Below are 25,485 nucleotides of genomic sequence, written 5' to 3' on the forward strand. Positions count from 1 at the left end.
GCAGGTCTGAGCCTGTGGGAGCCGGCTACCGCTCAGGGCTCCAGGCCGATCCCGCGCAGGATCACGCTGGTGACCGTCTGCACCGCCCGTTCGAACTGGATGTCCGACAGCGGCTGGTGATCGTTGAGGATGTTTACCTGATGGTCGAAGTCGGCGTAATGCTGGGTTGAGGCCCAGATCATGTACAACACGCTGGCGGGCTCCACCGGCAGAATCCGCTTGTCCACCACCCATTGCCGGATCTTGGCTTCTTTCATCTTGGCCCAGTCATAGAGGCTGGCATCCAGCGCCAGGCCCAGCGAAGGAGCGCCGTGGATGATTTCGTTGGCCCAGACTTTCGAGCCGTAAGGCCGGGTGCGCGAATGGTTCATTTTGGCCCGGATATAACTGCTGAGTACCAGCCGCGGGTCGTCGTAGGTCTCGAAACACAGCGCATCCTGTTTCCACACGTCGAGCAGGCCCAGCAGCACTGCACTATAGAGCTCGGTTTTGGTGCTGAAGTAATAATGCAGGTTGGAGCGTGGCAGCTGAACTTCAGCGGCGATGTCCGCCATTGCCGCGCCCGCAAAGCCTTTTTCTGCAAAAATCTTCTCGGCGCCGAGAAGGATTTTTTCTACGTTCGCCCGGCGAATTTCAATTTTGTGATTGCTCATTGCTTATCGCCCTTGTCCTTGTGCTTCATCGATGAGCACCCTGACAATTCAGGCCCCCCCGCAGACGCAAAATATTCTCGCCCGAGGCGTCGCATAGCGCCTGTTAAGGCTACGCTTACGCTGCTACGCGACACTGAGGCAGTTTAATTCGCGGCGGGTAATTCAATCACGTCCGTTTCAATGCCATCGAGTTTGGGCTTGAGTTTCATTTTTTCCTGCGCCTCATGAGCCTGGGCTTCAGTGGCGAATGGTCCGACCAGGAAGTGTTTCACGCCCTCACGCTCATAAATATAAGGAGTGAAACCATTGTCAAGAAGCCTTCCCGTGGTATCGGTGATAGTCGCGCGCTGGCCCTCGGTGATCTCCAGCGCCCAACGGGCAACCGGGGCCTGGACCGCCGTAGCTTCAGAAGCTGCTTTAGCCCGCTGGATTTTATCGTTAGACTCCTGACCGCAAGCCGTCAAGGCCAATATTGCTGTCATCACGATGACTTTACGCACTGCGTTTCCCCTGTCTGTTTGTGTGAATCGATTTTATCACTGGGGCACCAACCATTGCTCACCTTGAACAAATCCGATTCGCCCCAATTTAAGGCTCATACGCGAGAACTTTTCCCCTGTGGGGAATTAAGTCCCTGGCGCTGACGTCTGTAATGAGCGGCGCATTTATACGCACTAAGCAGTATTCTGTAGTCATGAACGAAGCCGCACCGTCTCAGAGACGTGCCTTACAAAGCCCTCAAGGAGAAAAAAATGCTGATTCTCACCCGTAAAGTTGGTGAAAGCATAAACATTGGTGATGATATTACGATCACTATTTTAGGAGTCAGCGGGCAACAGGTCAGAATCGGCATCAACGCGCCGAAAGATGTCGCTGTTCACCGTGAAGAAATTTATCAACGCATCCAGGCAGGTCTGTCTGCCTCTGACAAAAACGATCAACCGTAAACCTCCGAGGTATCAGCCCTTGGAATGAGTGTCAGGGCTGCCCGGCCAGCCCTCCTCAATCCACGACCTCAGAGGCAACCCGTCACGCCCTCCCCCTCGCTTGTTCAAGCCTGCTTCAGTACTGGATTATTCCTGCCTACTTGACCGTTCCAAGGTTTGCGACCACGCTCAGTCCGCGTAGAAAGCTGATACAGACTGAGTCACTGCACTGATGAAGGTCTGAAAGCGCCTCCTAATGTCAGCCCGGCAAAGGGCTGGACCTGTACCGTCAAGGAATGAAAGACATGTCCGATTTAATCGTAGTGGGATTTTCAGATACCGAAGTAGCAGATCGCGCCCTCACCAAAATGGTTTCGCTCAGCAAAGAGCACCTGGTAGAGCTGGAAGATGCGGTCATTGTCGTTCGTAACGCCGACGGCAAAATCCATATCAAGCAAAGCGTCAATCTTACCGCTCTCGGGGCTACTTCTGGCCTGGTCACCGGCGGCCTTTGGGGGGCACTGGTGGGCCTGCTGTTCCTCAACCCGCTGGCCGGTTTTGCCATTGGCGGCGCTCTGGGCGCAGGCACCGGCGCCCTTTCGGGTTCGTTGAGCGACTACGGGATTGATGACCAGTTCATCAAGTCCCTGAGCGAAACCATCCCTAACGATTCCTCGGCCCTGTTTTTGCTGCTGCGCAAATTCCAGCCGGAAAAAGTGCTGCAAGAGCTTGAAGACTCAAACTTCAAAGGCAAGGTCCTGCGCACCTCGCTGTCCCCTGAACAAGAGCAGAAGCTGCAGGACGCCCTGTCCAAAACCGCGGCAGTGGGTACTACTACCGTCTAAGCCCTTATTCGGGTTGCATCGGCCATTCGGCAGCCTTGATGGCTGCCGGATTCTAACCCAGGCGCACTGCCGTGCCGGTGGCAAACACCACCAGCATCCCGCCACGCCCTGAAGGCATGCTGATTTCGAAGTTCAGCCCGACAATGGCATCTGCCCGCAAGCCCTGCGCCCTGTCGCGAATTTCATCCGTGACCTCGGCACGCGCTTCTTTCAGTGCCCGCTCCAGGGTCTGAGAGCGCCCGCCAAAGAAATCCCGCACTCCGGTAAAAAAATCCCGCACTACGTTGATGCCGTGTACCGACTCGGCACTGACCACTCCCAGGTACTCGGTGATCTGGCGGCCTTCTATTCGGTTGGTGGTGGTGATGATCATGGCGGTTCCTCAAATATTCGCGAGCGGGATGGTGATCCCTGATTGTGCAAAAGATTAACTCAAACCCCCGCACCTTTGCCGCGCCCGCTGCTCTAAACAGGGCTGCGCTGGCCTTATCCGCCTGCAGTGGTACTGTTGTCAAAGCTGTGACAGGCCCCACCCGGGGCTACTATGCTTAAAGCGAATAAATCTAAAGACGTAAGAGTTGGGACCTCTCGCTCGGCAGATGCAGATGGCTGATATGAACTCAATAGCTGCGCCAAGCCACTTTTCGATCCCGCTTACAGGAAGCCCATAATGGTTCAAAGACAAGTCATCAATGCCTCGGTCAGCCCGAAAGGCAGTCTGGAAACACTCTCGCAACGTGAAGTTCAGCAATTGAGCGAAGTCGGCTCAGGCAGCAGTTACACCCTGTTCCGACAGTGCGTGCTGGCGATCCTCAATACCGGCGCCCAGGTCGACAACGCTAAAACCATCCTTGAGGCCTATCAGGATTTCGAGGTGCGGATTCACCAGCAGGACCGTGGCGTTCGCCTTGAACTGCTCAATGCGCCGGCTGATGCATTCGTTGATGGCGAAATGATCGCCAGCACCCGCGAGATGCTGTTCAGCGCCCTGCGCGACATTGTCTACACCCAAAGCGGCCTGGACAGCCCGCGCATCGACCTGAGCACCTCAGCAGGCATCACCGACTATGTGTTCCACCTGCTGCGCAACGCCCGCACCCTGCGCCCGGGCGTAGAACCCAAGATCGTCGTGTGCTGGGGTGGTCACTCGATCAATACCGAAGAGTACAAGTACACCAAGAAGGTCGGCCACGAACTGGGCCTGCGCAGCCTGGACATCTGCACCGGCTGCGGCCCGGGCGTGATGAAGGGGCCAATGAAAGGGGCCACCATTTCCCACGCCAAACAGCGTTTGACCGGTGGCCGTTATCTGGGCCTGACCGAACCGGGCATCATCGCCGCCGAAGCGCCGAACCCCATCGTCAACGAACTGGTGATTCTGCCGGACATCGAAAAACGTCTTGAAGCCTTCGTCCGGGTTGGCCACGGGGTGATCATCTTCCCGGGCGGCGCCGGGACTGCCGAAGAGTTCCTGTATCTGCTCGGTATCCTGATGCACCCGGAAAACAGCGATGTGCCGTTCCCGGTCATCCTGACCGGGCCAAAGGAAGCAGCGCCCTATTTGCAGCAGCTGCATGAATTTGTCGGCGCCACCCTCGGCGAGGCGGCACAGACCCATTACCAGATCATCATCGACAACCCGGCCGAAGTGGCCCGGCAAATGACCTCGGGGCTCAAGGCGGTGAAAATGTTCCGCCGCGAGCGCAATGACGCGTTCCACTTCAACTGGTTATTGAAAATCGATGAGGGCTTCCAGCGTCCGTTCGAGCCCACCCACGCCAATATGGCCAGCCTGCAATTGCGCAGCGACATGCCGGCCCATGAACTGGCGATCAACCTGCGTCAGGCTTTTTCCGGGATTGTGTCGGGCAACGTGAAGGAGAAAGGCATTCACTTGATCGAGCAGCACGGCCCGTACGAGATTCATGGTGACCCGGCAATCATGAAACCGCTGGATAAACTACTCCATGCATTCGTTGCCCAGCACCGCATGAAACTGCCGGGTGGCGCAGAATACGTACCCTGCTATCGCGTCGTAAGCTGAGCCTGTCCTGAGGGGCATGCCGGGCGGGCAAAAGCGCATTGCGCCCGGCTTGCCCGGCAAAGGATTACTTCAACGGTGCAAATTTTTTGACCGTTTCCAGCCAGGCCGGATCCAGCCGGGTCTGTTCGGTATCGATACCGAGCGCCTCCAGCCGTGCCTTATGCAGATCAATCTCGTGAACCATCTGGCTCAGCGCACTGGAATTGGCGTCCAGCTGGTACATCTGGGTAATCCCCAGGTGATAGAAGCGCAGCAGCTTCATGGCCGTCACATCGCCAGCCATCACCCCCGCCGTCACATGGTGCATGACGTTGGTGACTTTCATCAGACTGCGTTTGAGCTGCCAGCCATACACCGCCGGTGCCATCCAGGGCTGCGACCAGAAGTTGAACCGCACCAGGGCAATGGTGATGAGCAAAGCCACAATCACGCCGGCCAGGTTCAAACGGAAATTATCACCACCCTCGACTCCCAGCAGCATCACTGCCAACCCGGATACCAGTAGCGCCAATGCGGCAAAGGTCAGCGCGATGTACAGGGTGCTGCGCCGGGTCTTCTGGCGATAGATCTCGGGGCTGAGCGGTTTTATTTCAAACATCACTGTCACAAAACTCCTGGCTGATTATGAAAGTCCGAGGCGCATTATGCCCGTCCACAAGCCAAGGGGATTGAATCAATCAGCGTAACGCGCGGGGTGCGCTGATTGGCAGTCAAGGTTGCATCGGAATGACGCGATTGGGCTTGACCGCCTTGAACGAGAAACTTGAATAAATTTCCTTTACCGCGGGCAAGGTCTGCAGCACCTCCCGGGCAAATTCACCGAAGGACTCCAGGTCTTTGGCCACCACTTCGAGCAAGAAGTCATAACGGCCCGAGATGTTATGGCAGGCAATAATTTCAGGGATGTCCAGCAAGCGCTGCTCAAAATCCCTTGCGGTCTCCCTGGAATGCGAAGCCATCATCAGACTCACAAAAGCTGTCACCCCGTAGCCCAGCTCCCTGGGTGAGAGAATCGCTTGATAGCCACAAATAAGGCCGCTTTCCTCCAGGGCTTTTACCCTTCGCCAACAGGGCGAAGTGGTCAACGAAACTTTCTCGGCCAGCTCGGCAATGGTCAGGCGCGCATTGCCTTGCAGCGCGCTAAGCAGGGCCTTATCGGTTCTATCCAGAGCAATTGGCATAATTTGCCTCCAACTTTCAGCATGACCGGCTTTTATGCCAATAAATCTGTATTTGGCTGGCCAATATGGAATTTTTATTGTTGGTTTTAAGCATAGCATCGGAGGAAATATCGGAGAGTCCGCCATGACTGACAAGAACAATGACTTCGGTTTTTCTACCCGCGCGATTCATCACGGCTACGATCCACTGCAGAATAACGGCGCGCTGATACCACCGATTTATCTCACCTCAACCTTTGCCTTTCCCACCGTCGAATATGGCGCAGGGTGTTTTGCCGGTGAGCAAAGCGGGCATTTTTACACCCGCATTTCCAACCCGACCCTGGCCCTGCTGGAGTCGCGCATGGCGGCACTGGAAAACGGCGAAGCGGGTGTGGCATTCAGCTCCGGCATGGGTGCGATTGCCGCCACCTTCTGGACCCTGCTCAGACCCGGCGATGAAATCATCGTCAACCGCACGCTATACGGCTGTACCTTTGCCCTCCTGCACCACGGCATCGGCGAATTCGGGGTCAAGGTCAAGCATGTCGACATGTCCGACCTGATCGAACTCGAAGCCGCGATCAGCCCGGCAACGCGCATGATCTACTTCGAATCACCGGCCAACCCCAACATGAAGCTGGTGGATATAGCCGCCGTTTCAGACATTGCCCACAAGCACCAGGACATTGTCGTCGCCATCGACAACACCTACTGCACCCCGTACCTGCAACGCCCGCTGGAACTGGGCGCCGACCTGGTCGTGCATTCGGCCACCAAATACCTCAGCGGTCACAGTGACATTACGGCGGGCATCGTCGTGACCAGTCAGGCTCTGGCAGACCGGATCCGCCTGCAAGGCCTCAAGGACCTCACGGGTGCAGTAATGTCGCCCCAGGATGCCTATCTATTGATGCGCGGCCTCAAGACCCTGGCCTTGCGCATGGACCGCCATTGCAGCAACGCTCAAGTCATCGCCGCTTGTTTGCAGGAGCACCCCGCGGTGGAATGGGTCGCCTACCCCGGCCTGCCCTCTTTTCCCCAGCACGCACTGGCATCCCGGCAAATGAAACTGCCGGGGGGCATGATCGCCTTTGAACTCAAGGGTGGCCTTGCCGCGGGCCAGCGGTTCATGAACGCCCTGCAACTGTTCAGCCGTGCAGTCAGCCTCGGCGGAGCAGAGTCGCTGGCGCAGCATCCCGCGAGCATGACCCACTCCACCTACACCCTGGAAGAACGGGAGCGGCATGATATTTCCGAGGGGCTGGTGAGACTGGCGGTAGGTCTGGAAGACATTGCCGATTTGTTGGCGGATATCGAGCAGGCACTGCGAGCCTGAACCGCATCTGGGCAGCGACTACAGAAAATGCGGTTGTTTGGTAAGCATGTGCACAGGTGTGAACCGATGCTGGCTCAACCCGGCGGGATCGTCGCCAAAATGCCGATGCCGATGGTCAACGCCAAAAAACCACCTAAAAACCATGCCATCTTGCCCATAACAATTGCCCTCAAACGTTCGTAATAAAACAGGCGCAGAACACCTGCCAGCACCATGGGAGTGATGCCCGGGGCTCACGCCCTTGCCTGTCTCGAAAGGTTGGGGGCAATTCTGCGCCGCGAACTGCACACATAACAGTCGCAGATAATGCGAATAAAAGCGGATCAGTTGTGCGGCAACACAAAGTGCGCCGGCGACACGCTGCGCTGATACTCGGCCACAACGGCCTGGCTCAGATTAACCACCGCCTCGTTCAACTCCAGGCCGGCACCGGCGCGCCAACTGGCATACACCGAAAAACCCGGAGCGGCCTCGATCGGCAAGGCGATCATCGCCCCGCTCTGCAATTCACGGCTGACCAGTACCGGAGGCAAGGCGCCGATGCCGAAACCGTCGGCTACCAGTTTGATAATGGCCGCCACCGAGTTGATACAGCTGACCCTCGGCGCCGCAATGGCGTGCTGATGCAGAAAGTTGAGCATGTCCTGATGGGGCCGGGAATGCCGGGAGAACGTCAGCAACCGTTCCTGACACAGATCCGCCAGGCTGGCGTAACTGCGATCCTGCGCGCCAGCACGGGCCACGACCCAGCTCAGCGGGTAACTGGCCAGTTGCACGTTGCGTACCCCGTCTGCCCGGAGCAGATCGGTCTGGAACACCAGATCCAGCTGCCCCTTGAGCAATTGCTCACTCAGGTTCAGCGCGGTATCGGCCGTCAGTTCGACTTCGACCTGCGGATAATCGCGGCTCAAGGCACTGATCAACTCGCTCAGCCAACTGTGAATCACGGTGTCCATCACCCCGATCCGCAAGCGCCCGGCAAAGCTGTCGGCCAGGCCCAGGGACTGCTGCAGGCGTTGCTGGGTGGCCAGCATTTCTTCGGCGTAACCCAGCACCTTGTGCCCCTCGCGCGTCAGGCTCACCCCACGCGAGTCACGCAGGAACAACTGCACACCCAGCTCGGTTTCGAGGACCGATATGCGACTGGATATCGCCGCCTGGGTGGTTGAAAGTTTCTCTGCGGTCAGGCGGAAACTGCCAAGACGCGCCACCCAGACGAACGTAAGAAGAAAACGCATGTTCATTAAGGGGGTTTTCTCCGGACCGGAACAAGTGCGTCACTCTAAACCTTTGCCGTGAACTCAATCCAGTCGGCTTAAGTCGTTGATTGGCAAAACTTTTTTGTTCGGGGGTGACAACTTTTTTTGACTGGACGCGTAGCTCAAAGCCACCAACCATATCGGCCAATGATGCTCCCTCATCGGGCGTCAAAAATAAAAAAACACGCTGAGTCCGGCAGCGTACCGATTTTGCGAAAGTGTGCCTGACCGCTTTCGCCTTGCCCGCACCAGCCTGCCCTGGTGTTGCGGCATTCAGCTAAGGGATTTCCCCCTCATGCAAACCGTCGTAAACCTGTGGCCCCTGATTGGCGTGTTCGTCATCATTGCGGGCTTTATACTGCGCTTCAATCCACTGCTGGTGGTGAGCGCGGCGGCTATCGTCACCGGCCTTGCAGCCCACTTTCCCCTGGAAAAAATCATTACCCTGATGGGCGAAGGCTTTCTCCAGACCCGCGCCCTGCAACTCATTCTGTTATTACCCCTGGCGGTGATCGGCCTGCTGGAGCGCCACGGTTTGCGCCTGCATGCACAAAACTGGATCGCCAGCTTTCAGCGGGCAACCGTCGGCCGGCTGCTGATCATGTACCTGTTCCTGCGTGAAGCCACCGCCGCGGTGGGCCTGACCAGCCTGGGCGGTCATCCGCAAATGGTGCGCCCGTTGCTGGCCCCCATGGCCGAGGGTGCGGCCGAGAACAAATACGGCAAGCTGCCGGACAAGGTGCGACACAAGGTGCTGGCCATGTGCGCCGCCACCGATAACATCGGCCTGTTCTTTGGCGAAGATATTTTTGTCGCCTTTGGTGCCATCGCCCTGATGCATACCTTCCTGCTGGGCTCGGGGCTGGATGTCGAGCCGCTGCACATTGCCTTCTGGGGCATCCCCACCGCCATCTGCGCCTTTATCATCCATGCATTACGCCTGTATCGCTTCGATCTGATGCTGTCGCGCAGCATGGCCGAAGTCGCCCAAGACGATGCTGACGCGGCGAAGGAGCTGGCACGATGATTATCTCTATCGAGTATTTCTACTGGCTGGCCGGCGCGCTGTTGCTGATCACCGCGGGCATGATCGCAACTGACCGCACCCACCCCAAGCGCTGGACCAGCAGCCTGTTCTGGGCACTGTTCGCCATGGTATTTCTGATTGGTGACCGGCTTTCGCCGTTCGTGGTCGGGGTTGGCGTGCTGGTGATGGCCGTTATTGCCGGCATCGGTGGCGTCGGTCGCGGCGCCCATGCCGAGTTGCACGTCAAAGCTGCACGGGCCAGCGCCGGCCGCCTGGGCCACAAGCTGTTTATCCCGGCGCTGTCGATTCCACTGGTAACGGTGATTGGCTCGGTGCTGCTCAAAAACGTCCAGATCGGCGGCGTACCGCTGCTCGACCCGAAGAACACTACCTTCGTATCGCTGGGCATCGGCTGCATGGTGGCACTGGTACTGGCTTGCATTCTGACCCGCGACACACCGCTGCAGGGCTTGCGCGAGTCCCGGCGTCTGACCGAAGCCCTGGGCTGGACCATGGTATTGCCGCAAATGCTGGCCATGCTCGGCCTGCTGTTCAATGACGCCGGAGTCGGCGCGGCAGTCGCCCACGTCACCACCGCCTACATCAACATGGACTACCGTCTGGTAGCAGTGATGGTCTACGTGCTGGGCATGGCCCTGTTTACCGTGATCATGGGTAACGGCTTTGCTGCATTCCCGGTGATGACCGGCGGTGTCGGGGTGCCAATACTGGTGGGGGTCTACGATGCCAACCCGGCAGTGATGGCGGCGATCGGCATGTTTTCCGGCTATTGCGGCACCCTGATGACGCCAATGGCAGCCAACTTCAACATCGTGCCCGTCGCCCTGCTGGAGCTGCCGGACAAATACGCCGTGATCAAGGCCCAGATGCCAACGGCGCTGCTGATGCTGGTGGTCAATATCGTCCTGCTTTATCTGTTGATGTGAGGCCCGCCATGCGCACTGTGCTGCTGACCGGTTTTGAACCGTTCGACCAAGATACGATCAACCCGTCCTGGGAGGCCGTGCGCCTTCTGGACGGCGTTTTGCTCAGCGATGATGTGCGTATCGTCGCCCGCCTGTTGCCCTGCGCCTTCGCCGAGGCGCCAGCCCGGCTTGCCGAGTTTCTGGCGCAACTGGCACCCGAGATGGTGATTGCCGTAGGCCTGGCAAGCGGCCGTGCAGACTTGTCGGTCGAACGGGTGGCAATCAACCTCAATGACGCGCGAATCCCCGACAACCAGGGCCTGCAACCGATCGACACGCCGGTGGTGGCGCAAGGGCCTGCAGCGTATTTCAGCACCTTGCCGATCAAGGCCATGGTGCGGGCAATCAAGGCTGCCGGCATTGACGCCTCGGTATCCCATACAGCCGGCACCTTTGTCTGCAATCAGGTGTTCTATAGCTTGCAGCATGCCCTCGCCGGCTCGGGAGTACGCAGTGGCTTTATCCATATCCCCACGCTGCCGCAACTGGCCCTGGAGTCCGGGGTGCCGTCCATGGCACTGGAGACTGTGGTTCAAGGGCTGCGGATTGCCCTGATCAGCGCGCTGAACACCGAACAGGATGTGCTTGAAACCGGCGGTCAGGTGAGCTGATCGCTGAATCCCGGCCCTTGGCGTCATGGGTGGCAGCCAGCCAGGGGCCTTGATGACAGCCCCCTGCGAGGGCAATTTCACCCGCCCTTGATTGAGCCCCCACGCTCGGCGCCCTCTGGCAGCAGGGCCATACTGCACCTCGCGCTCTAGAATCCTACGCAGCCATTCATTATGAGATTTGTTTTCTATTTATATGCATATTTATAGAATAACTTTTACCAAAAATCTGATAACAGGCAAAAACATTCAATATTTTTCGCTCCATTAGTCGGTACCATTTTCCTCACACTTTGCAGGAAGGTACCGCTGTAATGCATGACGCCATGACTCGCTACATACACGCCGGAAGAACCCCGCAGGCCTTCGGCGGGCTGGTCAACACCCCGGTCTTTCGCGGTTCGACCGTCCTGGCGGACAGCTTCGCCAGCTGGGAGGCGAGCAAAAAAAACGGCAATCCCTACTCCAACTATGGACGCTTCGGCACACCCACCACCCGCTCGTTCGAGCAGGCCATGGCCGAGCTTGAAGGCGGCCATGGCTGCCTGGTTTTCCCTTCGGGCCTGGCAGCCTGCACCCACGCCCTGCTGGCTTTTGTCAGTGCCGGCGATCATGTGCTGATGATTGACAACATCTACGGGCCCACACGTACGTTTGCCAGCAATGTACTGAGCCGCCTGGGGGTTGAAGTCGAGTATTTTTCACCGCTGATTGGCGCCGGTATTGCTGCCCTCATGCGCCCCAACACCCGGGTAGTCTTCACCGAATCACCGGGCTCGCTCACGTTCGAGGTGGCCGACCTGCCTGCAATCTGCGCTGCCGCCCACGAGGCAGGCGCCTTTGTGCTGCTGGACAATACCTGGGCATCCCCCCTGTACTTCAAGCCGTTTGAACATGGGGTTGATGTGTCCATCCAGGCGGCCACCAAATACATAGTCGGCCACTCGGACGCCCTGCTGGGCACGGCCACGGCCAACCAGAAGGCCTGGGAGATCCTTAAAGCCGGGGCCCATGATTTCGGGCAGACCGCCAGCCCGGACGACTTGTTTCTGGCACTGCGTGGCTTGCGCACCCTGCCGATCCGCCTGCAACAACACTGGCATAGCGGCGTGGCACTGGCGCAAAGCCTGAGCGAGCACCCGGCCATCAGCCAAGTGCTGCACCCGGCCCTGGCCAATGACCCCGGGCATGACCTCTGGAAGCGGGATTTTCTGGGCGCCAGCGGCCTGTTCTCGATACGGGTCAAAACCCGGGACACAGCCGTGCTGGGGCGGCTGTTCGATAATTTGCAACTGTTCGGGATCGGGCTGTCCTGGGGCGGCTTCGAAAGCCTGGTGGTCCCGGTCGGCCAGCCTGTGCGCAGCTGCACCCGCCAGCCCGACGAAGGTTATCTGATTCGGGTACATGCCGGGCTGGAACACATCGACGACCTGGTCGAAGACTTCCATCGGGCTCTGGATATAGCGTTTAAACAATGCAGGGTTGCGGTGGCCTGAACCCATCGCGAGCAAGCTCGCTTCTACAAGTCTGCGCTGTGGCGACTACACACCTTATGGCGCATAGCGCAGAGGCAGCCGCGTGGAATACTTGATTTGCTCCATGGAAAAACTCGAGCTGATGTCGGCCAGACCCGGGATGCAAATCAACTGTTTGTAAACCCCGTCATAGGCCGCGACATCCGGCACTGCCACCCGCAACAGGTAATCCGTGTCACCCGCCATTCGATAGACCTCAACCACCTCATCCACTGCCGAGACCGCGGCGTGAAACTGCGCCAGCCAGTGCGCATTGTGTTGCGTGGTTTTGATCGACACGAACACCACCACCCCGACATTGAGTTTGTGGCCGTCCAGCAAGGCGACCCGGGCACGGATGATTCCGGACTCTTCCAGCTTCTGAATCCGCCGCCAGCACGCCGTGCTGCCCAAGCCAATCTGGTCGGCAATCTCGGCCACCGGCCGCGTGCAATCGGTTTGCAGAATTTGCAGGATGGCCCGGTCAAGCTTGTCCATGGAGGTCTTTACCTTGCTGGAAAAATGGAACGGCTCAGCCCTTGGCTGCCATTGCGGTCACTTCCACACGCATGCCTTCGACTGCCAATGCGGCTACACCCACGGCGGCGCGAACCGGCCATGGCCTGGCAAAGAAACGCTTGTACACCTCGTTGAATGCCGCGCGGTCAGCCATGTCCGTGAGGTAAATGGTCAGATGCAAGACCCGGTCCATGGAGCTGCCTGCGCGTTCCAGCGCGACCTTGAGCGCTTGCAGCGTGCATTCGCTCTGCTCGGTGATACCCCCCAGTTCCAGGCTGCCATCGGCACGGGTGGGAATCTGGGTGGAAACCAGCAGGCCGGCAAAACCGGCCACGTCGGACGAGATCGATTGGGTGTCTGGATCAGGGGTGAAGGTGATGTCTTGGTTGACCATGTAAATCTCTTTTTGTTGGGGAACTGTCACGCTTGAAGCGCCACAGTTTACAGCCTCAGCGTCGGAACGTTGTTGATCGAGTCTTAAATAACCGCAACCCGTACCGTCACTGTGGCGACTTGCGCGGCAATCGCGCCAGTCAAACAAGCGCTCATCCGCACTTGCCGGGGTGACTTTTTGTCATGACATCCTCTACAGCTGCTGCTCATTGTCAGCCTCAAGCCTGCGCTCCTATTTTGCTATTTCGTTCCAGCCAAGGAGTAGCAAACATGCATCACTCATCTGAGCACACCCCCGACATCCAGTCCGCCGCCAGCCTGCTCAACAGCGGCGATGTGTATTCCGGCGCCTACAACTTTATGAGCAGCATCAGTGCCGGGGTCGATCCGCGCACCGGTGCGTTCTCGGCCTCGATCAGCCTGCCCACAGGCGCCGCCAATGATTTGCGCGGGCCCATCGGCCAATTGCATCTGAGCCATAGCCCGCTGATGACAGCCGACCAGGGCTTTGGTCTGGGCTGGATGCTCGGCACCACCTCCTGGGACGGTGTCAGCCAACAACTGCAGCTCAATTCCGGCGAGCGCTTTCGCGGTGAGATTGTCGGCCAGAGCATGCGTTTCCCCGATGTGCGCTTGCCGGTGGTAACGGTCACGGTGCAGCGCCAGGAAATGTGGATCCGGCATAACGACGGCAGCTGTGAACGCCTTATCCCCTTACCCGGACATCCAAGCCTGTGGGTGGTCAGCACCCTGGTGGGTGCCGATGGCAGCGCTCTGAGGTTTGACTGGCGTTCGGTTGGCAACGCGGCCTACCTGCAAAAAATCAGCGATGCCCAGGGCCGCACGGTGCTGGCACTGACCTACGAGGGCGTGCTGACCCATCTGACGTTGCAACCGGATACCCCCTCACAGGTGGTGATGTCTTTTCACCGGGTCTCCGGGCAGTTGCGCCGAGTGACGGTAGACGGCCTGCCCGATAATGGCTGGCAGTTTGAATACACCCGCAGTGATTCAGGCCTGTTGCTGCTGAGCAAATGTACCCAGCCCACCGGCAGCACCGAGGAAGTGACCTATAGCGAGGCAAACGGTCTGGCGTTGCCGCCGGGGGCGCCGTTCCCACGGATGCCGGTGGTCAGTCAGACCCGCAAGGACCCGGGGGACGGCCAGCCGGTGCAGCTGGTTCGCTATGACTATGGGCTGTATGGCAGCAACAACTATTTTGGCTGGCCGGCAGTGCGCCAGTGGCGCAACCGCGAAGACAATCTCTATCACCTGACCGGGGGCGGCGATTTTCTCTACGGCTCCACCGAAACCCTGATGGATGCCCGGGGGACTGTTTTACAAACAGTGTCCCGCACCTTTAACCGCTTTCACCTGCTGACCCGTGAACGCACGCAACAGGGCCAGACGCTGCAGGAAACCGAGACCACCTATTACGACGAGCCGTGGCTGCCCATTGCCCGGCAACTGCCGTATTTCCAGTTCCCGCATAAAGTCATTACCCGCAAGGCGCAGCTGGATGGCCAACGGGTACTGCGGGAGCTTGTTACCGAAGAAGAAACCCGCTACGACGAGCTGGGCAACCCGGTGTGGCACCGCAATGCATTGGGGGTCGTTGAAGAGTCCGAGTACTACCCGGTAACCGGTGAGAGCGACAACTGCCCGGCCGACCCATTGGGCCGCATCACCCGTCTGAAAAGTCGTACGGTCAGTCCGCCACCCGGCACCGAAGGCCCGGTCAAGCAGACCCGATATCGCTATCAATCCCTGCCCGTGCGTGGGGATGCTCCAGGGTTTGCATTGCCGACTTTTATCCAGAGCAGCGAAGAGCGGTTGCTGCTGGTTGAAGGCGACAAACCCACTGAATTGGGCCGTTCCAGCCAGACCTTTATCAATGCTCCGGCCTCACCCCATCACGGCCGTATGCTCAGCGAAACCCAAAGGGTACAGGGCAAAAGCACCACCCGGACCTACAGCTACACCCTGACCCAAGCGCCAGACGCACGCTCTCTTCAACGTGCCGTGCTGCAGGAAAATGTGACAGTCACCGGGCACGATGGGCAGTCAACTGTTGCCCAATCCTCACAAGATCTGTACTCGGGGCTAATGGTCACCGAGCAGACCGACGAGCAGCTGCGCATGGCCTTTGCCCACGATCCCCTAGGGCGTGTGACTCAGGAAGTCGCAGCCCCGGATTCGGCGTTCGAGGCTGAGGTCAACTGGGCCTATTCGTTGTCGGCGAACGAGCGCTGCCAGACCCGAATCGGCGCTTCCGGGCGTAAGGAAACTGTCTGGCTCGATGGTATGGCCAGGGAAATCCGCCGTGAAAAACAAACCGACAGCGGTACGACCTATACCGCCTGGACCGCCGAATATGACGTGCTGGGCCGGGTGTTCCGTGAAACCAGTTATGACCCGGGTAACGAAGACGTCCCGGCCCTGAGCCTGACCACTGAACGCACCTTTGATGACTGGGGCAATGTGCTGACTGAAACCGGCGCGGACGGTGTCACTCAACACACCCTTGCCGACCCGGTAGCCCTGACCGGCAGCAGCTGGCAGACCGACGCCAATGGCGTGGCTGGGGCCAGAACAGTGACCACCCACACCCTGGATGGCAAGCCGCTGACCGAGCGATTGTATTGCGCAGACGGCGTACTTCAGCACGAATTGAGCTGGACCTATGACGGGTTGGGCCGCTGCATCAGCCAGTCCGATACCATGGGCCGGGAGACCCGGCAGGAGTGGGATGTACTGGACCGACTGGTATCCACCACCCTACCCGACGGCAGTGTCATCAAGCGCACCTATGCCGAAGGCCATGACAGTGAATTGCCGGCCACGGTATCGATTAGCCACCCTTCATTGGGCAGTAATGAAGTCCTGCTGGGCGAGCGCAAATATGACGGTCTGGGCCGACTGGTGTGGGAAAAGGTCGGGCAGAGTGTCTCCAAATGGGAATATGCCGAAGGAGAAATCCACGCCCATACCCAGGTTCTGCCCGACGGTACCCGGGTGCAGAGTGAGCGCCAACCGGAACTGGGCGACGCATTGCTGTCGCTGCAAGCGCCCGGGATCAGCGTGTTCAATAAATACGATCCGCTAAGCGGCCGTTTGCTGGAATCCCGGGGCAATCTGGGGCTGCAAAAAGATCACTGGTCACCGTCCGGCCAACTGAGCAAAGCCGACTACGCCTGGCACGGCGACCAGCCGCGCTCGCAACAGCAAAGCACCACCCCGGCGGGCACAGTGACGCGCCTGACCGATGCCGACGGCGCCGAACAGCGCTGCCAGTACGATGAATTCGGGCGTTTGATTCAACAGCAAGGCCCCGATGTCACTATTAGCGTCACCTACGATGCAGCCTCGCGGATTCACCAGCAGCGCACCCAATCAAACGATGGCTCGCGGGACATAACCGTGACTCTGGGCTACGACAGCCTGGGCCGTCCGGCCCGCCGAGAAACGGCTACCCGTACGCCCACCCGACAGTCCCTTGAAATCCAGACCCAGCAATGGCGTAAAGACGGCAAGCTGACCCAGCGCGAACTGACCCGTGACGGCACACTGGTGCGCGGTGAAAGCTTCGACTACGACCTGCGCGGACGGATGATTGCTCACCGTCTGCACGGTGAGGATTTACCGCAGGATGCCCACGGCCACCCTTACCGCGAGCAACACTTCCAGTACGACGCCCTCGACAATATTCGTCGACTGGAAACGGTCTTTGCCGACGCCAGCGCCAACAATGTCAGCGTATTCGGCTACAACCCTGCCGACCTTACCCAACTGCTTAGCGTCAGTCACAGCCGCGCCGATTACCCGGCACCGGTAACCCTGGAGTACGACGCTCTCGGCAATTTACTCAAGGATGAACGGGGCAATCCGCTGCACTACGATGCCCTGGGCCGACTCATTGGCGTCACCCTGCCTACAGGCGAACGCCGCTGGCACTACGGCCCGGCGGGCAACATCATCAAGACCGAGGACACTAATGGCCCGCGCTGGCGTTACCACACCGGCGGCCAGCTCAGTTGCGAGGTGGGTGAAAACACCCAGACCCGCTGGGTGCGGGCCGGTGACGTTCCGGTGGCTGAAAGCCGTCTTGCATCGGCAGTGCGCGAAGTGATTCTGCTGGGCACCGATGCCCAGGGCTCGATAACCACTGAGGCCAATGACGGGATTAACACCCCGGTCTACGGCGCCTACGGCCAGAGCCAGCCCGGCACCAGCCGACTGGGCTACGCCGGCGCTTTGCGCGAACAGGACAGCGGCTGGTATTTCCTGGGTGATTACCGCATCTATAACCCCGCACTGATGCGCTTCCACAGCCGTGACAGCCTCAGCCCCTTCGGCGAAGGCGGGCTCAATGGCTATGCCTATTGCGCCGGCGATCCGGTCAACCGCATCGACCCGTCGGGCCATTCGTGGCTGGACTGGCTGTTGCCGGCGGCCGGTCTCGCGCTGGCACTGGTCGGCACCGTGGCCTCCCTGGGTGCGTTGGCGGCGCCTACAGCGGCACTGACCGCCAGCTATGTAACGGCAGTCACTACTGCGACCTTGAGCGTGGTGTCGCTGGCAGCGGATGTGGCCTCGATAGCCTTGCTGGCCACCGGCAATGAAAACGCCGGGCGGATTCTGGGCTGGGTGGGCATGGCAACCGGGCTTGCTTCGGCGGCTCCGTCAATGGCCGGGGCTGCGGCCAAGGGAGTGAAGAGTGCAGGCAAGTTCGTGGGCAGCTGGCAGCACAAACTGCAACATGCAGGGGGGGCTACGAGAGGCCGCCGTGCATTACCCGGGGGAACCCAGCGAGTGACACCCATGCGCGACATGGATCTGTCCTATTTGCTGGAACAAACACCGATCCGGAATAGCTTTTTGCCGCACTTGTCCCGTAGTGATTTGCAAAGTTTAGGGCAAACCAATTCGGCTAACAGGCGCGCCGTTTATAGCAGGCCCCTGGAACTTCCGTCGGCAGCTCCCGTGAGCGTTATCTCTGACGGGAACCTCTATCTGGCTAACGGAGGGTTTCTCGATCACAACCCGGCCTACATCAGAGAAGTCAGACAAATCGTATCCGGCACTCATCCCCACTATTACCCCTGGCAGCTGGGGGAAGCCGGAATCAGCAACCCAAGTGCCTTGAGGATCGTCAGCAGAAGGGAATTAGACCGCTATACGGACCATATAGCCCGACATGGTCGACCAAGGCTGATGAGCCCACTGCAGGAATTGGCCGAAGCTGATTATCAATGGCTTCATTCTCGCACGGCGCAGCGGCCTGCCTCGCCTCCCCAGGAGGCCACTATAAGGCAGAGAACCCAGAGGTGCCGGATTCTGTAGTGCTGTACCTGAGTTAACTCCAGCAGAGTGACTCAGGTCTGTTTCGGCTCTATCTCGACTGCCATTGCGAAACGTTTATGGCGCCCCTGATGCGCTGCTGATTAAACCGCCGGGGCCAGGATCAAACCTGGTTCCGGCGTTTAGCCACTCACCTGAAGTCTTGTTCGAAGCAGCACTTCAATAACCCCTGCCAGTAACCGGTCGGCCTCCTCCTGGCGCTGATCATCCGACAGCGCCTGCGGGCCATTGTGTAGCACTCAGTAACACCCCTGCCCTTTTACTGTGCGCCCATGCCTGGCCCATTCCTCCCGCCCCCCTGCCCGGCAAGGTCCGGCTCCCCGTGGCGTAATTCGTGCATTCAAATTCGACCCTTCTTGCCTGAATCCGCCATGCGCCCCAAGGAACTGAAACTCTGGACCACCGGTGTCGCCCATCTGCTGGCCTTGCCTGCCGGGCACGGGCGACTGGCGGGCTTGAGCCACTGGCTAAGGCAGGTCTGCCCGATCGATCACTTTGTTCTGTTCGTCTACGAAGGCAATCACCGGCCGCTGGCCCTGTTCGATACCTTCTCGGCGGACAAGCGTGCGGTGTATGTCGATGACTATCAGTGCGGGCCTTACTTGCTGGACCCTTTCTACCTGGCCTGCACCCGCGCGCAACCACCGGGGCTGTGGCGGCTGCGCCAGTTTGCACCCGACCATTTCTATCTCGGCGAGTACTACCTGACCTACTACCAGCAAACCGGACTGGCCGAGGAAGTGGCCTTTTTCGTCGACCTGGGCGAAGGCGCCATGGCCGTGCTGTCACTGATGCGCAGCACCGCCAGTTGCGCCTTCAGTCGCGATGAAATGCAGTTGATCGAGTGCGCGCAAGCGGTGGTCGAGCAGGTGATCAATGAAGCCTGGCGCTTGCGCCAGACCGAGCAGCCGCGCCCGGCCCAGGATCTGGACTTCAAGATCCGCGAGGTCTTCGATCACTTTGGCGCCCACATCCTCACCGTGCGCGAGCAGGAAATCGTGCAACTGCTGCTGCGCGGCCATTCCAGCGCCTCGGTGGCCGAGCAACTGGGCATCAGCCCCGGCACGGTGAAGATTCACCGCAAGAACATCTACGCCAAACTGGGGATAGGCAGCCAGTCGGAATTGCTCGGGCTGTTTATCCGCGACCTCACCGGCCAGGAGCTGGTTGTCGAGCCCTGACACCTGATAACGACTCTATCCCCCAAGGGATATATACAGCGCAAAACCCCGATTGCTAGTTTGGCCCCCGACGCGCTGATTCATCACTGCAAGGGAGCCGGACCGTGAACGACAACCCGCCAAGCGACATCGAATTCTGCAATGTGGTCAAACGCTACGGCGAGGTATCAGCCGTTAACGGGCTGAACTTCGCCGTGCGCCGTGGCTCATTTCATTCTTTCCTCGGCGGCTCCGGCTGCGGCAAAACCACCACCCTGCGCATGATCGCCGGCTTCGAACAACCCAGCAGCGGCGAAGTGTTGCTGGCGGGCAAAAACGTGGCCGGCGTGCCTGCATTCGAACGACCGGTGAATATGGTGTTTCAGCATTACGCACTGTTCCCGCATTTGACCGTGGCGCAAAACATCGCCTACGGCCTGCGCTACCGCAACCCGCGGCCGGACAAAAAAACCCAGCTGCGCATGGCCGACGAGGCCCTGGAAATGGTGCGCCTGAGCGGCTTCGGCCAGCGCAAGCCCAGCGAGCTGTCCGGCGGCCAGCAACAGCGCGTGGCCCTGGCCCGGGCGCTGGTCAACAAACCCACGGTATTGCTGCTGGATGAGCCGCTGGCAGCCCTGGATCGCAAGTTGCGCAAGGAGATGCAGTCCGAGTTGCTGCGCCTGCAACGGGAGGTCGGCATCACCTTCGTACTGGTCACCCATGACCAGGAAGAAGCCTTGTCGATGAGTGACAGCATCAGCGTGATGCACAACGGCTCGATCATTCAGACCGCCACCCCGGAGCAACTCTACGAAGCCCCGGCCAGCCGCTACGTGGCCGATTTCATTGGCGAGTCCAACCTGTTCAACGGCACGGTGCGCCAGCTGCAGGGCAACTCGGTGGTGCTGCGCACCGAGCAGGGGCTGGAGCTTGAAAGCCCGCTGACCCCCACCGGCAAAACCTTGAGCGCCGATGCCCCGGGATGCATCGCCGTGCGCCCGGAGCTGATCAGCATTGCCGGCGCCAACGCCGACATGCTTCGCGAAGTGAAGCTGCCAGGCCGCGTGGAAGACCGCATCTATCTGGGCAACTGCACCGAATATCGCGTGCGCACCCAGGCCTTCGGGGTGATTTGCGTGCGTGTCCCACGCCAGCAGGATCACCCGGCCAATGCCTTCGAACACGGCGCAGCCGTGAGTGTCGGCTGGGATCACGCCAACGGCCTGGCCATGGCGTTGTAAATCAACGATTCGTTTCAACAACCGAATGTGGAGCGCGTTATGGACCAGAAGACATTTATCAAAAACCTGCGCAGCTGGCAGAACGGCTCGATCAGCCGTCGCGACTTCCTGGGACGCACCGGCCTGGGGGTTGCCGCAGCCGTGGTCGCCAGCAACATGCCCGGCCTGCTGATGTCCAGCGCCCAGGCGGGCGAGCAAAAACTGTCGAGCGATCGCCTGGCACTGGCCACCTGGCCGAACTATCACAGCCAGGAAAATCTTGACGACTTCGGCAAAACCAGCGGCGCACGGGTGTCCATGAGCGTGTTCGGTTCCAACGAAGAAATGCTCGCCAAGCTGCAAGCCGGCGGCAGTGGCTGGGACGTACTGGTGCCCACCAACTACACCATCAGCACCTACGTCGGCCTGGGCCTGATCGAACCTCTGGACCTGGCGCGCCTGCCCAATTTCGATGCCTCGGCCTTCCAGCAAAAGTTCATGGCCCAGGGCACGGTGGACGGCAAGGTTTACGCGGTGCCGAAAAACTGGGGCACCACCGGGATGCTCTACGACAGCGAAAAACTCAAGGACGGCCCCGCCAGCTGGAAAGCGTTCTGGGCCGCCGCCCAGGGTCCCGCCAGCGGCCGCACCATGGTCCACGACTACCAACTGACCGCCATTGGCAACGCCCTCAAAAGCTTCGGCTACAGCTTCAACTCTCTGGACCCGAAAGAGCTGGCAGATGCCGAGAAACTGCTGATCGAAGTCAAGCCGCACCTGTTTGCCATCAACTCCGATATCCAGCCATCGATGCGCAGCGGCGATGCCTGGCTGGCGATGTCCTGGACCGGTGACGCCTCGCAGCTGCACCGCGATCTGCCGCAGATGCAATACGAGCTGGGCAAGGAAGGAGGCGAACTGTGGAGCGACTTCTTCGCGATCCCCAAAAGCTCCGAGCACAAGGACGCTGCCTACGCCTTTATCAACTACCTGCTCGACCCACAGCACAACAAGCTCGAAGTCTTGAGCCACGGCTACCCCAGTGGTGACAAGCGGGTCGACGCCCTGCTGCCGGTCGCCCTGCTTGAAGACCCGATCATGTACCCCGCCGCCGAAGCCCTGAGCCCGCTGGAGTTCGGTGCCGCCGCCACACTCACCAGTCCGGCACGGGCTGAACTGATGGCCCGTTTCAAGTCCGCCTGATGCTTTGCCATGGCCATTGAGGAGCCCCCCATGAACGCCGCCGCCCACCCGCAATCGGTACAGCCGGGCACAGCCCTGTCAGTCGGGGCACGCCAGCGGCGCAGCCTCGGCCGGCGGATGACGCTGCTCATGCTGTTGCCATCGACCCTGTGGTTCCTGCTGTTGCTGCTGATGCCGCTGCTGATCATTCTGGTCTACAGCTTCGGCGAACGCAGTGCCGTGGGCGGCTATGCCGCCGGCTTCACCCTGGACAACTACCTGAACCTCGGTTCGCGGGCCGCCGCGTTCAGCAACACCTTGATCCTGGCGCCACTGGGCACTCTGGTGTGCCTGGTGGCGGCCTACCCGCTGGCGTACTTTCTGGCGCTCAAGGTGAGCAAGAACCGTTCGCTGCTGCTGACCCTGGTGATAGTGCCGTTCTGGACCAGTTTCCTGATCCGCACCTATGCCTGGATCTTCCTCCTCAGCGGCAAAGGCATTCCGGTGCTGCTGGCCAGTTTCGGCCTGCAAGACGTACGCCTGATCAACACCCCGTGGGCAGTGCTGATCGGCATCGTTTACGGCTACTTGCCGCTCATGGTGTTTCCGATCTATGTCAGCCTGGAAAAACTCGACAAGCGCCTGCTGGAAGCCTCCGCCGACCTGGGTGCCAGTGCCTTTGAAAGCTTTCGGCGCATCACCCTGCCACTGAGCGCACCGGGGGTGATTACCGGGGTGATGCTGGTGTTTATCCTGCTGATGGGCGAGTTCCTGATCCCGGCCATTCTCGGCGGGGGCAAAGTGTTCTTTCTCGGCAACGCGCTGGTCGACCTGTTCCTGCAATCGCGCAACTGGCCATTTGGCAGTGCGCTGGCAATGACTCTGGTGGCGATGATGCTGGTGATCATCGGTGTGTATCTGAAACTGGTGGCGCGCTATGGCGGCCGTCCTGTCGACTCGGGGGTGTGACATGTGGCTGCGCAGCTATTCGACATCGTTGTATCTGTTTCTCTACGCGCCGATTGCCCTGATCGTACTGTTCAGCTTTAACGCCGGGCGCAGCGGCCTGGCATTCGAATGCTGCTCGGTGCAATGGTTCGGTCGCGCCTTCGGCAACCCGTTCATCATGGAGGCGCTGGCCCATAGCGCATTCATTGCCTTGACCAGCGCGGTAATAGCCACCCTGTTCGGTACCCTGGCGGTATTCGGCCTGCAACGGGCCGGGCCCAGGGTGCGGCTGATGTTCGATGCCCTGACCTATTGCGCGATCATCGTTCCCGGGATCGTCATCGGCATCTCGACCCTGATTGCCTTCATCAGCCTGTTCGACTTCATCAACCCGTTGCTGGCCAGCTGGATACCTGCCGCGCCGCGCCTGAACATGGGCTTTGCCACGGTCATTGCGGCGCACTCATTGTTCACCATGGCGCTGGTCATGGTGATTGTGCGCAGTCGCGTCGACTCCCTGGACAAAGCCTTGCTGGAGGCCTCGGCCGACCTGTATGCGCCGCCGATGCAGACGTTCTGGCGGGTCACGCTGCCGCAGATCAGCCCGGCGATCATGGCCGGGTTCCTGCTGGCATTCACCTTCAGCTTTGACGATTTCATCATCGCCTTCTTTGTCGCCGGCTCCGAAACCACCTTGCCGATTTACATCTTTTCCTCCATTCGCCGCGGCGTGACGCCGGAGATCAACGCTGTCTCGACCGTCATTATTTGCCTGTCACTGTTGCTGCTGTTCACTTCCCGTCATCTGCAAAGCCGCCGTACCAACAGCCAGGAGTCTCAGCATGCGTGATCAGCTTTATATCAACGGCGAATGGGTGGGTGCGGACCTGGGGGGCTTGCTCGACGTCATCGATCCGGCCACCGGCCAGGTTTTTCACCGGGTCGCGGCCGGCACTGAAGAAGACATTGATCATGCCGTGCGCGCAGCCCGCCGCGCGTTCGACAGTGACTGGGGCAAAACCAGCGGCGCCGAGCGCGGGCAATGGCTCGACGCCCTGGCCGATGAACTGCAGCACCACCAGCAGGGACTTGCCGAGCTGGAAGTGCGCGATAACGGCAAGCCGCTGCCCGAAGCCCAGTGGGATGTTGGCGATGCGATTGGCTGCTTTCGCTATTACGCGGGGCTGGCCCGGGAACTGGATCAGCAACAGGATCAACCGCTGCCATTGCCCGACCCGCGTTTTCGCTGCCGGATCCGCCATGAACCGATTGGCGTGGCCGGGCAAATCATCCCGTGGAACTACCCGTTGCTGATGGCGGCATGGAAGGTGGCCCCGGCATTGGCCGCCGGCGCCACCCTGGTGCTCAAGCCCTCGGAACTGACTCCGCTCACGGCCCTTGAACTGGCCGCTGCCGCAGACCGTATCGGCCTGCCGGCCGGGGTCCTGAACATTGTGACCGGGCTTGGCACTGACGCCGGCAGCCCCCTCACCGAGCACCCGGCAGTGGACAAACTGGCCTTCACCGGCAGCGTGCCCACCGGCTCGAAAATCATGACGGCGGCGGCCCGCAGCATCAAGAACATCAGCCTCGAGCTCGGCGGTAAATCGGCCTTTATTGTGTTCGACGATGCCGATATCGATGCCGCCGTGGAATGGATTCTGTTCGGCATTTTCTGGAATCAGGGTCAGGTGTGCAGCGCCACCTCACGCCTGCTGGTGCAGGAAAGCATCGCTGCGCGGTTAATCGAGCGGCTGGTGGAGGAAACCCGAAAAATCACCATCGGCCCCGGCCTGCAACCCGGGGTGTTGCTTGGCCCCCTGGTGAGTCAGGGCCAATACGACAAGGTCCTGGGCTACATCGATCAGGGGCTCGCCAGCGGCGCTCGTCTGCTCACTGGCGGTCAGCGCCCCGGGCATCTGCAAGAGGGCTATTTCATCCAGCCGGCAATCTTCGACGAACCGGGGCATAACAGTATTCTATGGCGTGAAGAAGTGTTCGGGCCGGTGTTATGTATCAAGCGCTTCAAGACCGAAGAGCAAGCCGTGCAAATGGCCAATGCCAGCCGCTTCGGCCTCGCCGCTGCCGTGATGAGTGCCGACCTGCACCGCACCAGCCGGGTGGCCAACCAGTTGCGGGCGGGCATAGTCTGGGTCAACTGCTCGCAACCGACCTTTGTCGAAGCGCCGTGGGGCGGCATGAAACACAGCGGCATTGGCCGCGAACTCGGCCAGTGGGGGCTGAGCAATTATCTGGAAACCAAGCAGGTGACCGAGTACATCGATGACCGGCCGTGGGGCTGGTATCTGAAATAACCGCCGTGGGCACCCTGCCTGTTGCA

24 protein-coding genes are annotated in these 25,485 nt (G+C 59.8%); 15 read left to right on the forward strand and 9 right to left on the reverse strand.

Annotated features, from left to right (window positions below; translation table 11 throughout):
• Positions 1-32: 32 nt before the first annotated feature.
• Both FEZ21_RS16970 and FEZ21_RS16975 read right to left on the reverse strand, forming a co-directional pair.
• On the reverse strand, positions 33-653 hold the full coding sequence (locus FEZ21_RS16970) for a TetR family transcriptional regulator C-terminal domain-containing protein (RefSeq protein WP_003442391.1): 621 nt from the start codon (positions 651-653) through the stop codon (positions 33-35).
• Between the two features lie 143 nt (positions 654-796).
• Complete coding sequence (locus FEZ21_RS16975) at positions 797-1,153, reverse strand: hypothetical protein (RefSeq protein WP_003442389.1); 357 nt, start codon at positions 1,151-1,153, stop codon at positions 797-799.
• Between the two features lie 252 nt (positions 1,154-1,405).
• On the opposite strand from FEZ21_RS16975, the gene csrA reads away from it, so the two are divergent.
• Both csrA and FEZ21_RS16985 read left to right on the forward strand, forming a co-directional pair.
• Complete coding sequence (gene csrA, locus FEZ21_RS16980; RefSeq protein WP_003442387.1) at positions 1,406-1,600, forward strand: carbon storage regulator CsrA; 195 nt, start codon at positions 1,406-1,408, stop codon at positions 1,598-1,600.
• 284 nt (positions 1,601-1,884) lie between these two features.
• Positions 1,885-2,424 (forward strand): DUF1269 domain-containing protein, encoded by a 540-nt coding sequence (locus FEZ21_RS16985; RefSeq protein ID WP_003442386.1) that lies wholly within the window; start codon positions 1,885-1,887, stop codon positions 2,422-2,424.
• A 52-nt stretch (positions 2,425-2,476) separates the two neighbouring features.
• Here the strand turns inward: FEZ21_RS16985 and FEZ21_RS16990 are convergent, their stop codons facing one another.
• A complete protein-coding gene (locus FEZ21_RS16990) occupies positions 2,477-2,797 on the reverse strand; it encodes a YbjQ family protein (RefSeq protein ID WP_003442385.1) in 321 nt (106 codons plus the stop codon).
• A 297-nt stretch (positions 2,798-3,094) separates the two neighbouring features.
• Here FEZ21_RS16990 and ppnN point away from each other — a divergent pair, with 297 nt between their 5' ends.
• Positions 3,095-4,468 carry a nucleotide 5'-monophosphate nucleosidase PpnN gene (ppnN, locus tag FEZ21_RS16995; protein WP_003442384.1) on the forward strand — a complete coding sequence of 458 codons (1,374 nt, stop codon included), beginning with the start codon at positions 3,095-3,097 and terminating at the stop codon, positions 4,466-4,468.
• Positions 4,469-4,532: 64 nt separating this feature from the next.
• Here ppnN and FEZ21_RS17000 read toward each other — a convergent pair whose 3' ends face one another.
• Positions 4,533-5,066 (reverse strand): DUF3087 family protein, encoded by a 534-nt coding sequence (locus FEZ21_RS17000; RefSeq protein WP_003442383.1) that lies wholly within the window; start codon positions 5,064-5,066, stop codon positions 4,533-4,535.
• A gap of 112 nt (positions 5,067-5,178) precedes the next feature.
• Positions 5,179-5,649, reverse strand: coding sequence for an Lrp/AsnC family transcriptional regulator (locus FEZ21_RS17005; RefSeq protein ID WP_003442382.1), 471 nt, complete (start codon positions 5,647-5,649; stop codon positions 5,179-5,181).
• Positions 5,650-5,773: 124 nt separating this feature from the next.
• Between FEZ21_RS17005 and FEZ21_RS17010 the strand changes: the two genes are divergently transcribed.
• On the forward strand, positions 5,774-6,967 hold the full coding sequence (locus FEZ21_RS17010; protein ID WP_003442381.1) for a methionine gamma-lyase: 1,194 nt from the start codon (positions 5,774-5,776) through the stop codon (positions 6,965-6,967).
• Between the two features lie 74 nt (positions 6,968-7,041).
• On the opposite strand, the gene FEZ21_RS17015 is transcribed toward FEZ21_RS17010, so the two are convergent.
• On the reverse strand, positions 7,042-7,182 hold the full coding sequence (locus FEZ21_RS17015) for a hypothetical protein (protein ID WP_156428478.1): 141 nt from the start codon (positions 7,180-7,182) through the stop codon (positions 7,042-7,044).
• A 108-nt stretch (positions 7,183-7,290) separates the two neighbouring features.
• Positions 7,291-8,211, reverse strand: coding sequence for a LysR family transcriptional regulator (locus tag FEZ21_RS17020; protein WP_003442380.1), 921 nt, complete (start codon positions 8,209-8,211; stop codon positions 7,291-7,293).
• 310 nt (positions 8,212-8,521) lie between these two features.
• Between FEZ21_RS17020 and FEZ21_RS17025 the strand changes: the two genes are divergently transcribed.
• The 4 genes from FEZ21_RS17025 (at position 8,522) to metC (ending at position 12,343) form a co-directional block, all read left to right on the forward strand.
• The gene (locus tag FEZ21_RS17025; protein WP_003442379.1) at positions 8,522-9,253 is read left to right on the forward strand and encodes a DUF969 domain-containing protein; all 732 of its coding nucleotides are present in this window, start codon (positions 8,522-8,524) and stop codon (positions 9,251-9,253) included.
• Complete coding sequence (locus tag FEZ21_RS17030; RefSeq protein ID WP_003442378.1) at positions 9,250-10,200, forward strand: DUF979 domain-containing protein; 951 nt, start codon at positions 9,250-9,252, stop codon at positions 10,198-10,200. Before FEZ21_RS17025 ends, FEZ21_RS17030 begins: the two co-directional genes overlap by 4 nt.
• 8 nt (positions 10,201-10,208) lie before the next feature.
• Entirely contained in the window at positions 10,209-10,850 is a 642-nt protein-coding gene (gene pcp / locus FEZ21_RS17035) for a pyroglutamyl-peptidase I (RefSeq protein ID WP_160627924.1), read from the forward strand.
• Between the two features lie 323 nt (positions 10,851-11,173).
• The gene (gene metC / locus FEZ21_RS17040) at positions 11,174-12,343 is read left to right on the forward strand and encodes a cystathionine beta-lyase (RefSeq protein ID WP_238839962.1); all 1,170 of its coding nucleotides are present in this window, start codon (positions 11,174-11,176) and stop codon (positions 12,341-12,343) included.
• A gap of 54 nt (positions 12,344-12,397) precedes the next feature.
• On the opposite strand, the gene FEZ21_RS17045 is transcribed toward metC, so the two are convergent.
• Together FEZ21_RS17045 and FEZ21_RS17050 are read right to left on the reverse strand one after the other, a co-directional pair.
• On the reverse strand, positions 12,398-12,859 hold the full coding sequence (locus tag FEZ21_RS17045) for an Lrp/AsnC family transcriptional regulator (protein WP_003442375.1): 462 nt from the start codon (positions 12,857-12,859) through the stop codon (positions 12,398-12,400).
• A gap of 34 nt (positions 12,860-12,893) precedes the next feature.
• Complete coding sequence (locus FEZ21_RS17050; protein ID WP_160627927.1) at positions 12,894-13,274, reverse strand: RidA family protein; 381 nt, start codon at positions 13,272-13,274, stop codon at positions 12,894-12,896.
• A gap of 269 nt (positions 13,275-13,543) precedes the next feature.
• Here FEZ21_RS17050 and FEZ21_RS17055 point away from each other — a divergent pair, with 269 nt between their 5' ends.
• From FEZ21_RS17055 to FEZ21_RS17085, 7 genes are all read left to right on the forward strand, one after another.
• The gene (locus FEZ21_RS17055; protein ID WP_160627928.1) at positions 13,544-18,616 is read left to right on the forward strand and encodes an RHS repeat-associated core domain-containing protein; all 5,073 of its coding nucleotides are present in this window, start codon (positions 13,544-13,546) and stop codon (positions 18,614-18,616) included.
• A 389-nt stretch (positions 18,617-19,005) separates the two neighbouring features.
• A complete protein-coding gene (locus FEZ21_RS17060; RefSeq protein WP_160627929.1) occupies positions 19,006-19,815 on the forward strand; it encodes a LuxR family transcriptional regulator in 810 nt (269 codons plus the stop codon).
• Positions 19,816-19,919: 104 nt separating this feature from the next.
• On the forward strand, positions 19,920-21,035 hold the full coding sequence (locus FEZ21_RS17065) for an ABC transporter ATP-binding protein (protein ID WP_003442368.1): 1,116 nt from the start codon (positions 19,920-19,922) through the stop codon (positions 21,033-21,035).
• Between the two features lie 39 nt (positions 21,036-21,074).
• Complete coding sequence (locus FEZ21_RS17070; RefSeq protein ID WP_003442367.1) at positions 21,075-22,217, forward strand: PotD/PotF family extracellular solute-binding protein; 1,143 nt, start codon at positions 21,075-21,077, stop codon at positions 22,215-22,217.
• A gap of 30 nt (positions 22,218-22,247) precedes the next feature.
• Positions 22,248-23,165, forward strand: coding sequence for an ABC transporter permease (locus FEZ21_RS17075; protein WP_160627931.1), 918 nt, complete (start codon positions 22,248-22,250; stop codon positions 23,163-23,165).
• 1 nt (position 23,166) lies between these two features.
• Positions 23,167-23,994, forward strand: coding sequence for an ABC transporter permease (locus FEZ21_RS17080; protein ID WP_003442357.1), 828 nt, complete (start codon positions 23,167-23,169; stop codon positions 23,992-23,994).
• Entirely contained in the window at positions 23,987-25,459 is a 1,473-nt protein-coding gene (locus FEZ21_RS17085; protein WP_160627933.1) for an aldehyde dehydrogenase family protein, read from the forward strand. Before FEZ21_RS17080 ends, FEZ21_RS17085 begins: the two co-directional genes overlap by 8 nt.
• The last annotated feature ends 26 nt before the right edge of the window (positions 25,460-25,485 follow it).

The sequence above is a fragment of the Pseudomonas sp. 9.1(2019) genome (genome assembly GCF_009910445.1).
Classification (GTDB): domain Bacteria; phylum Pseudomonadota; class Gammaproteobacteria; order Pseudomonadales; family Pseudomonadaceae; genus Aquipseudomonas; species Aquipseudomonas paraversuta.

What these genes read in the sequence shown, in the direction of transcription:
- FEZ21_RS17015 (WP_156428478.1), bottom strand. Translation starts at nt 7,182, where the DNA reads ATGGTGCTGGCAGGTGTTCTGCGCCTGTTTTATTACGAACGTTTGAGG.
- pcp (WP_160627924.1), top strand. Translation starts at nt 10,209, where the DNA reads ATGCGCACTGTGCTGCTGACCGGTTTTGAACCGTTCGACCAAGATACG.
- FEZ21_RS17020 (WP_003442380.1), bottom strand. Translation starts at nt 8,211, where the DNA reads ATGAACATGCGTTTTCTTCTTACGTTCGTCTGGGTGGCGCGTCTTGGC.
- FEZ21_RS17050 (WP_160627927.1), bottom strand. Translation starts at nt 13,274, where the DNA reads ATGGTCAACCAAGACATCACCTTCACCCCTGATCCAGACACCCAATCG.
- FEZ21_RS17005 (WP_003442382.1), bottom strand. Translation starts at nt 5,649, where the DNA reads ATGCCAATTGCTCTGGATAGAACCGATAAGGCCCTGCTTAGCGCGCTG.
- ppnN (WP_003442384.1), top strand. Translation starts at nt 3,095, where the DNA reads ATGGTTCAAAGACAAGTCATCAATGCCTCGGTCAGCCCGAAAGGCAGT.
- csrA (WP_003442387.1), top strand. Translation starts at nt 1,406, where the DNA reads ATGCTGATTCTCACCCGTAAAGTTGGTGAAAGCATAAACATTGGTGAT.
- FEZ21_RS16990 (WP_003442385.1), bottom strand. Translation starts at nt 2,797, where the DNA reads ATGATCATCACCACCACCAACCGAATAGAAGGCCGCCAGATCACCGAG.
- FEZ21_RS17000 (WP_003442383.1), bottom strand. Translation starts at nt 5,066, where the DNA reads ATGTTTGAAATAAAACCGCTCAGCCCCGAGATCTATCGCCAGAAGACC.
- FEZ21_RS16970 (WP_003442391.1), bottom strand. Translation starts at nt 653, where the DNA reads ATGAGCAATCACAAAATTGAAATTCGCCGGGCGAACGTAGAAAAAATC.
- FEZ21_RS17055 (WP_160627928.1), top strand. Translation starts at nt 13,544, where the DNA reads ATGCATCACTCATCTGAGCACACCCCCGACATCCAGTCCGCCGCCAGC.
- metC (WP_238839962.1), top strand. Translation starts at nt 11,174, where the DNA reads ATGACTCGCTACATACACGCCGGAAGAACCCCGCAGGCCTTCGGCGGG.
- FEZ21_RS17075 (WP_160627931.1), top strand. Translation starts at nt 22,248, where the DNA reads ATGAACGCCGCCGCCCACCCGCAATCGGTACAGCCGGGCACAGCCCTG.
- FEZ21_RS17085 (WP_160627933.1), top strand. Translation starts at nt 23,987, where the DNA reads ATGCGTGATCAGCTTTATATCAACGGCGAATGGGTGGGTGCGGACCTG.
- FEZ21_RS17060 (WP_160627929.1), top strand. Translation starts at nt 19,006, where the DNA reads ATGCGCCCCAAGGAACTGAAACTCTGGACCACCGGTGTCGCCCATCTG.
- FEZ21_RS17030 (WP_003442378.1), top strand. Translation starts at nt 9,250, where the DNA reads ATGATTATCTCTATCGAGTATTTCTACTGGCTGGCCGGCGCGCTGTTG.
- FEZ21_RS17070 (WP_003442367.1), top strand. Translation starts at nt 21,075, where the DNA reads ATGGACCAGAAGACATTTATCAAAAACCTGCGCAGCTGGCAGAACGGC.
- FEZ21_RS17025 (WP_003442379.1), top strand. Translation starts at nt 8,522, where the DNA reads ATGCAAACCGTCGTAAACCTGTGGCCCCTGATTGGCGTGTTCGTCATC.
- FEZ21_RS16985 (WP_003442386.1), top strand. Translation starts at nt 1,885, where the DNA reads ATGTCCGATTTAATCGTAGTGGGATTTTCAGATACCGAAGTAGCAGAT.
- FEZ21_RS17010 (WP_003442381.1), top strand. Translation starts at nt 5,774, where the DNA reads ATGACTGACAAGAACAATGACTTCGGTTTTTCTACCCGCGCGATTCAT.
- FEZ21_RS17080 (WP_003442357.1), top strand. Translation starts at nt 23,167, where the DNA reads ATGTGGCTGCGCAGCTATTCGACATCGTTGTATCTGTTTCTCTACGCG.
- FEZ21_RS17045 (WP_003442375.1), bottom strand. Translation starts at nt 12,859, where the DNA reads ATGGACAAGCTTGACCGGGCCATCCTGCAAATTCTGCAAACCGATTGC.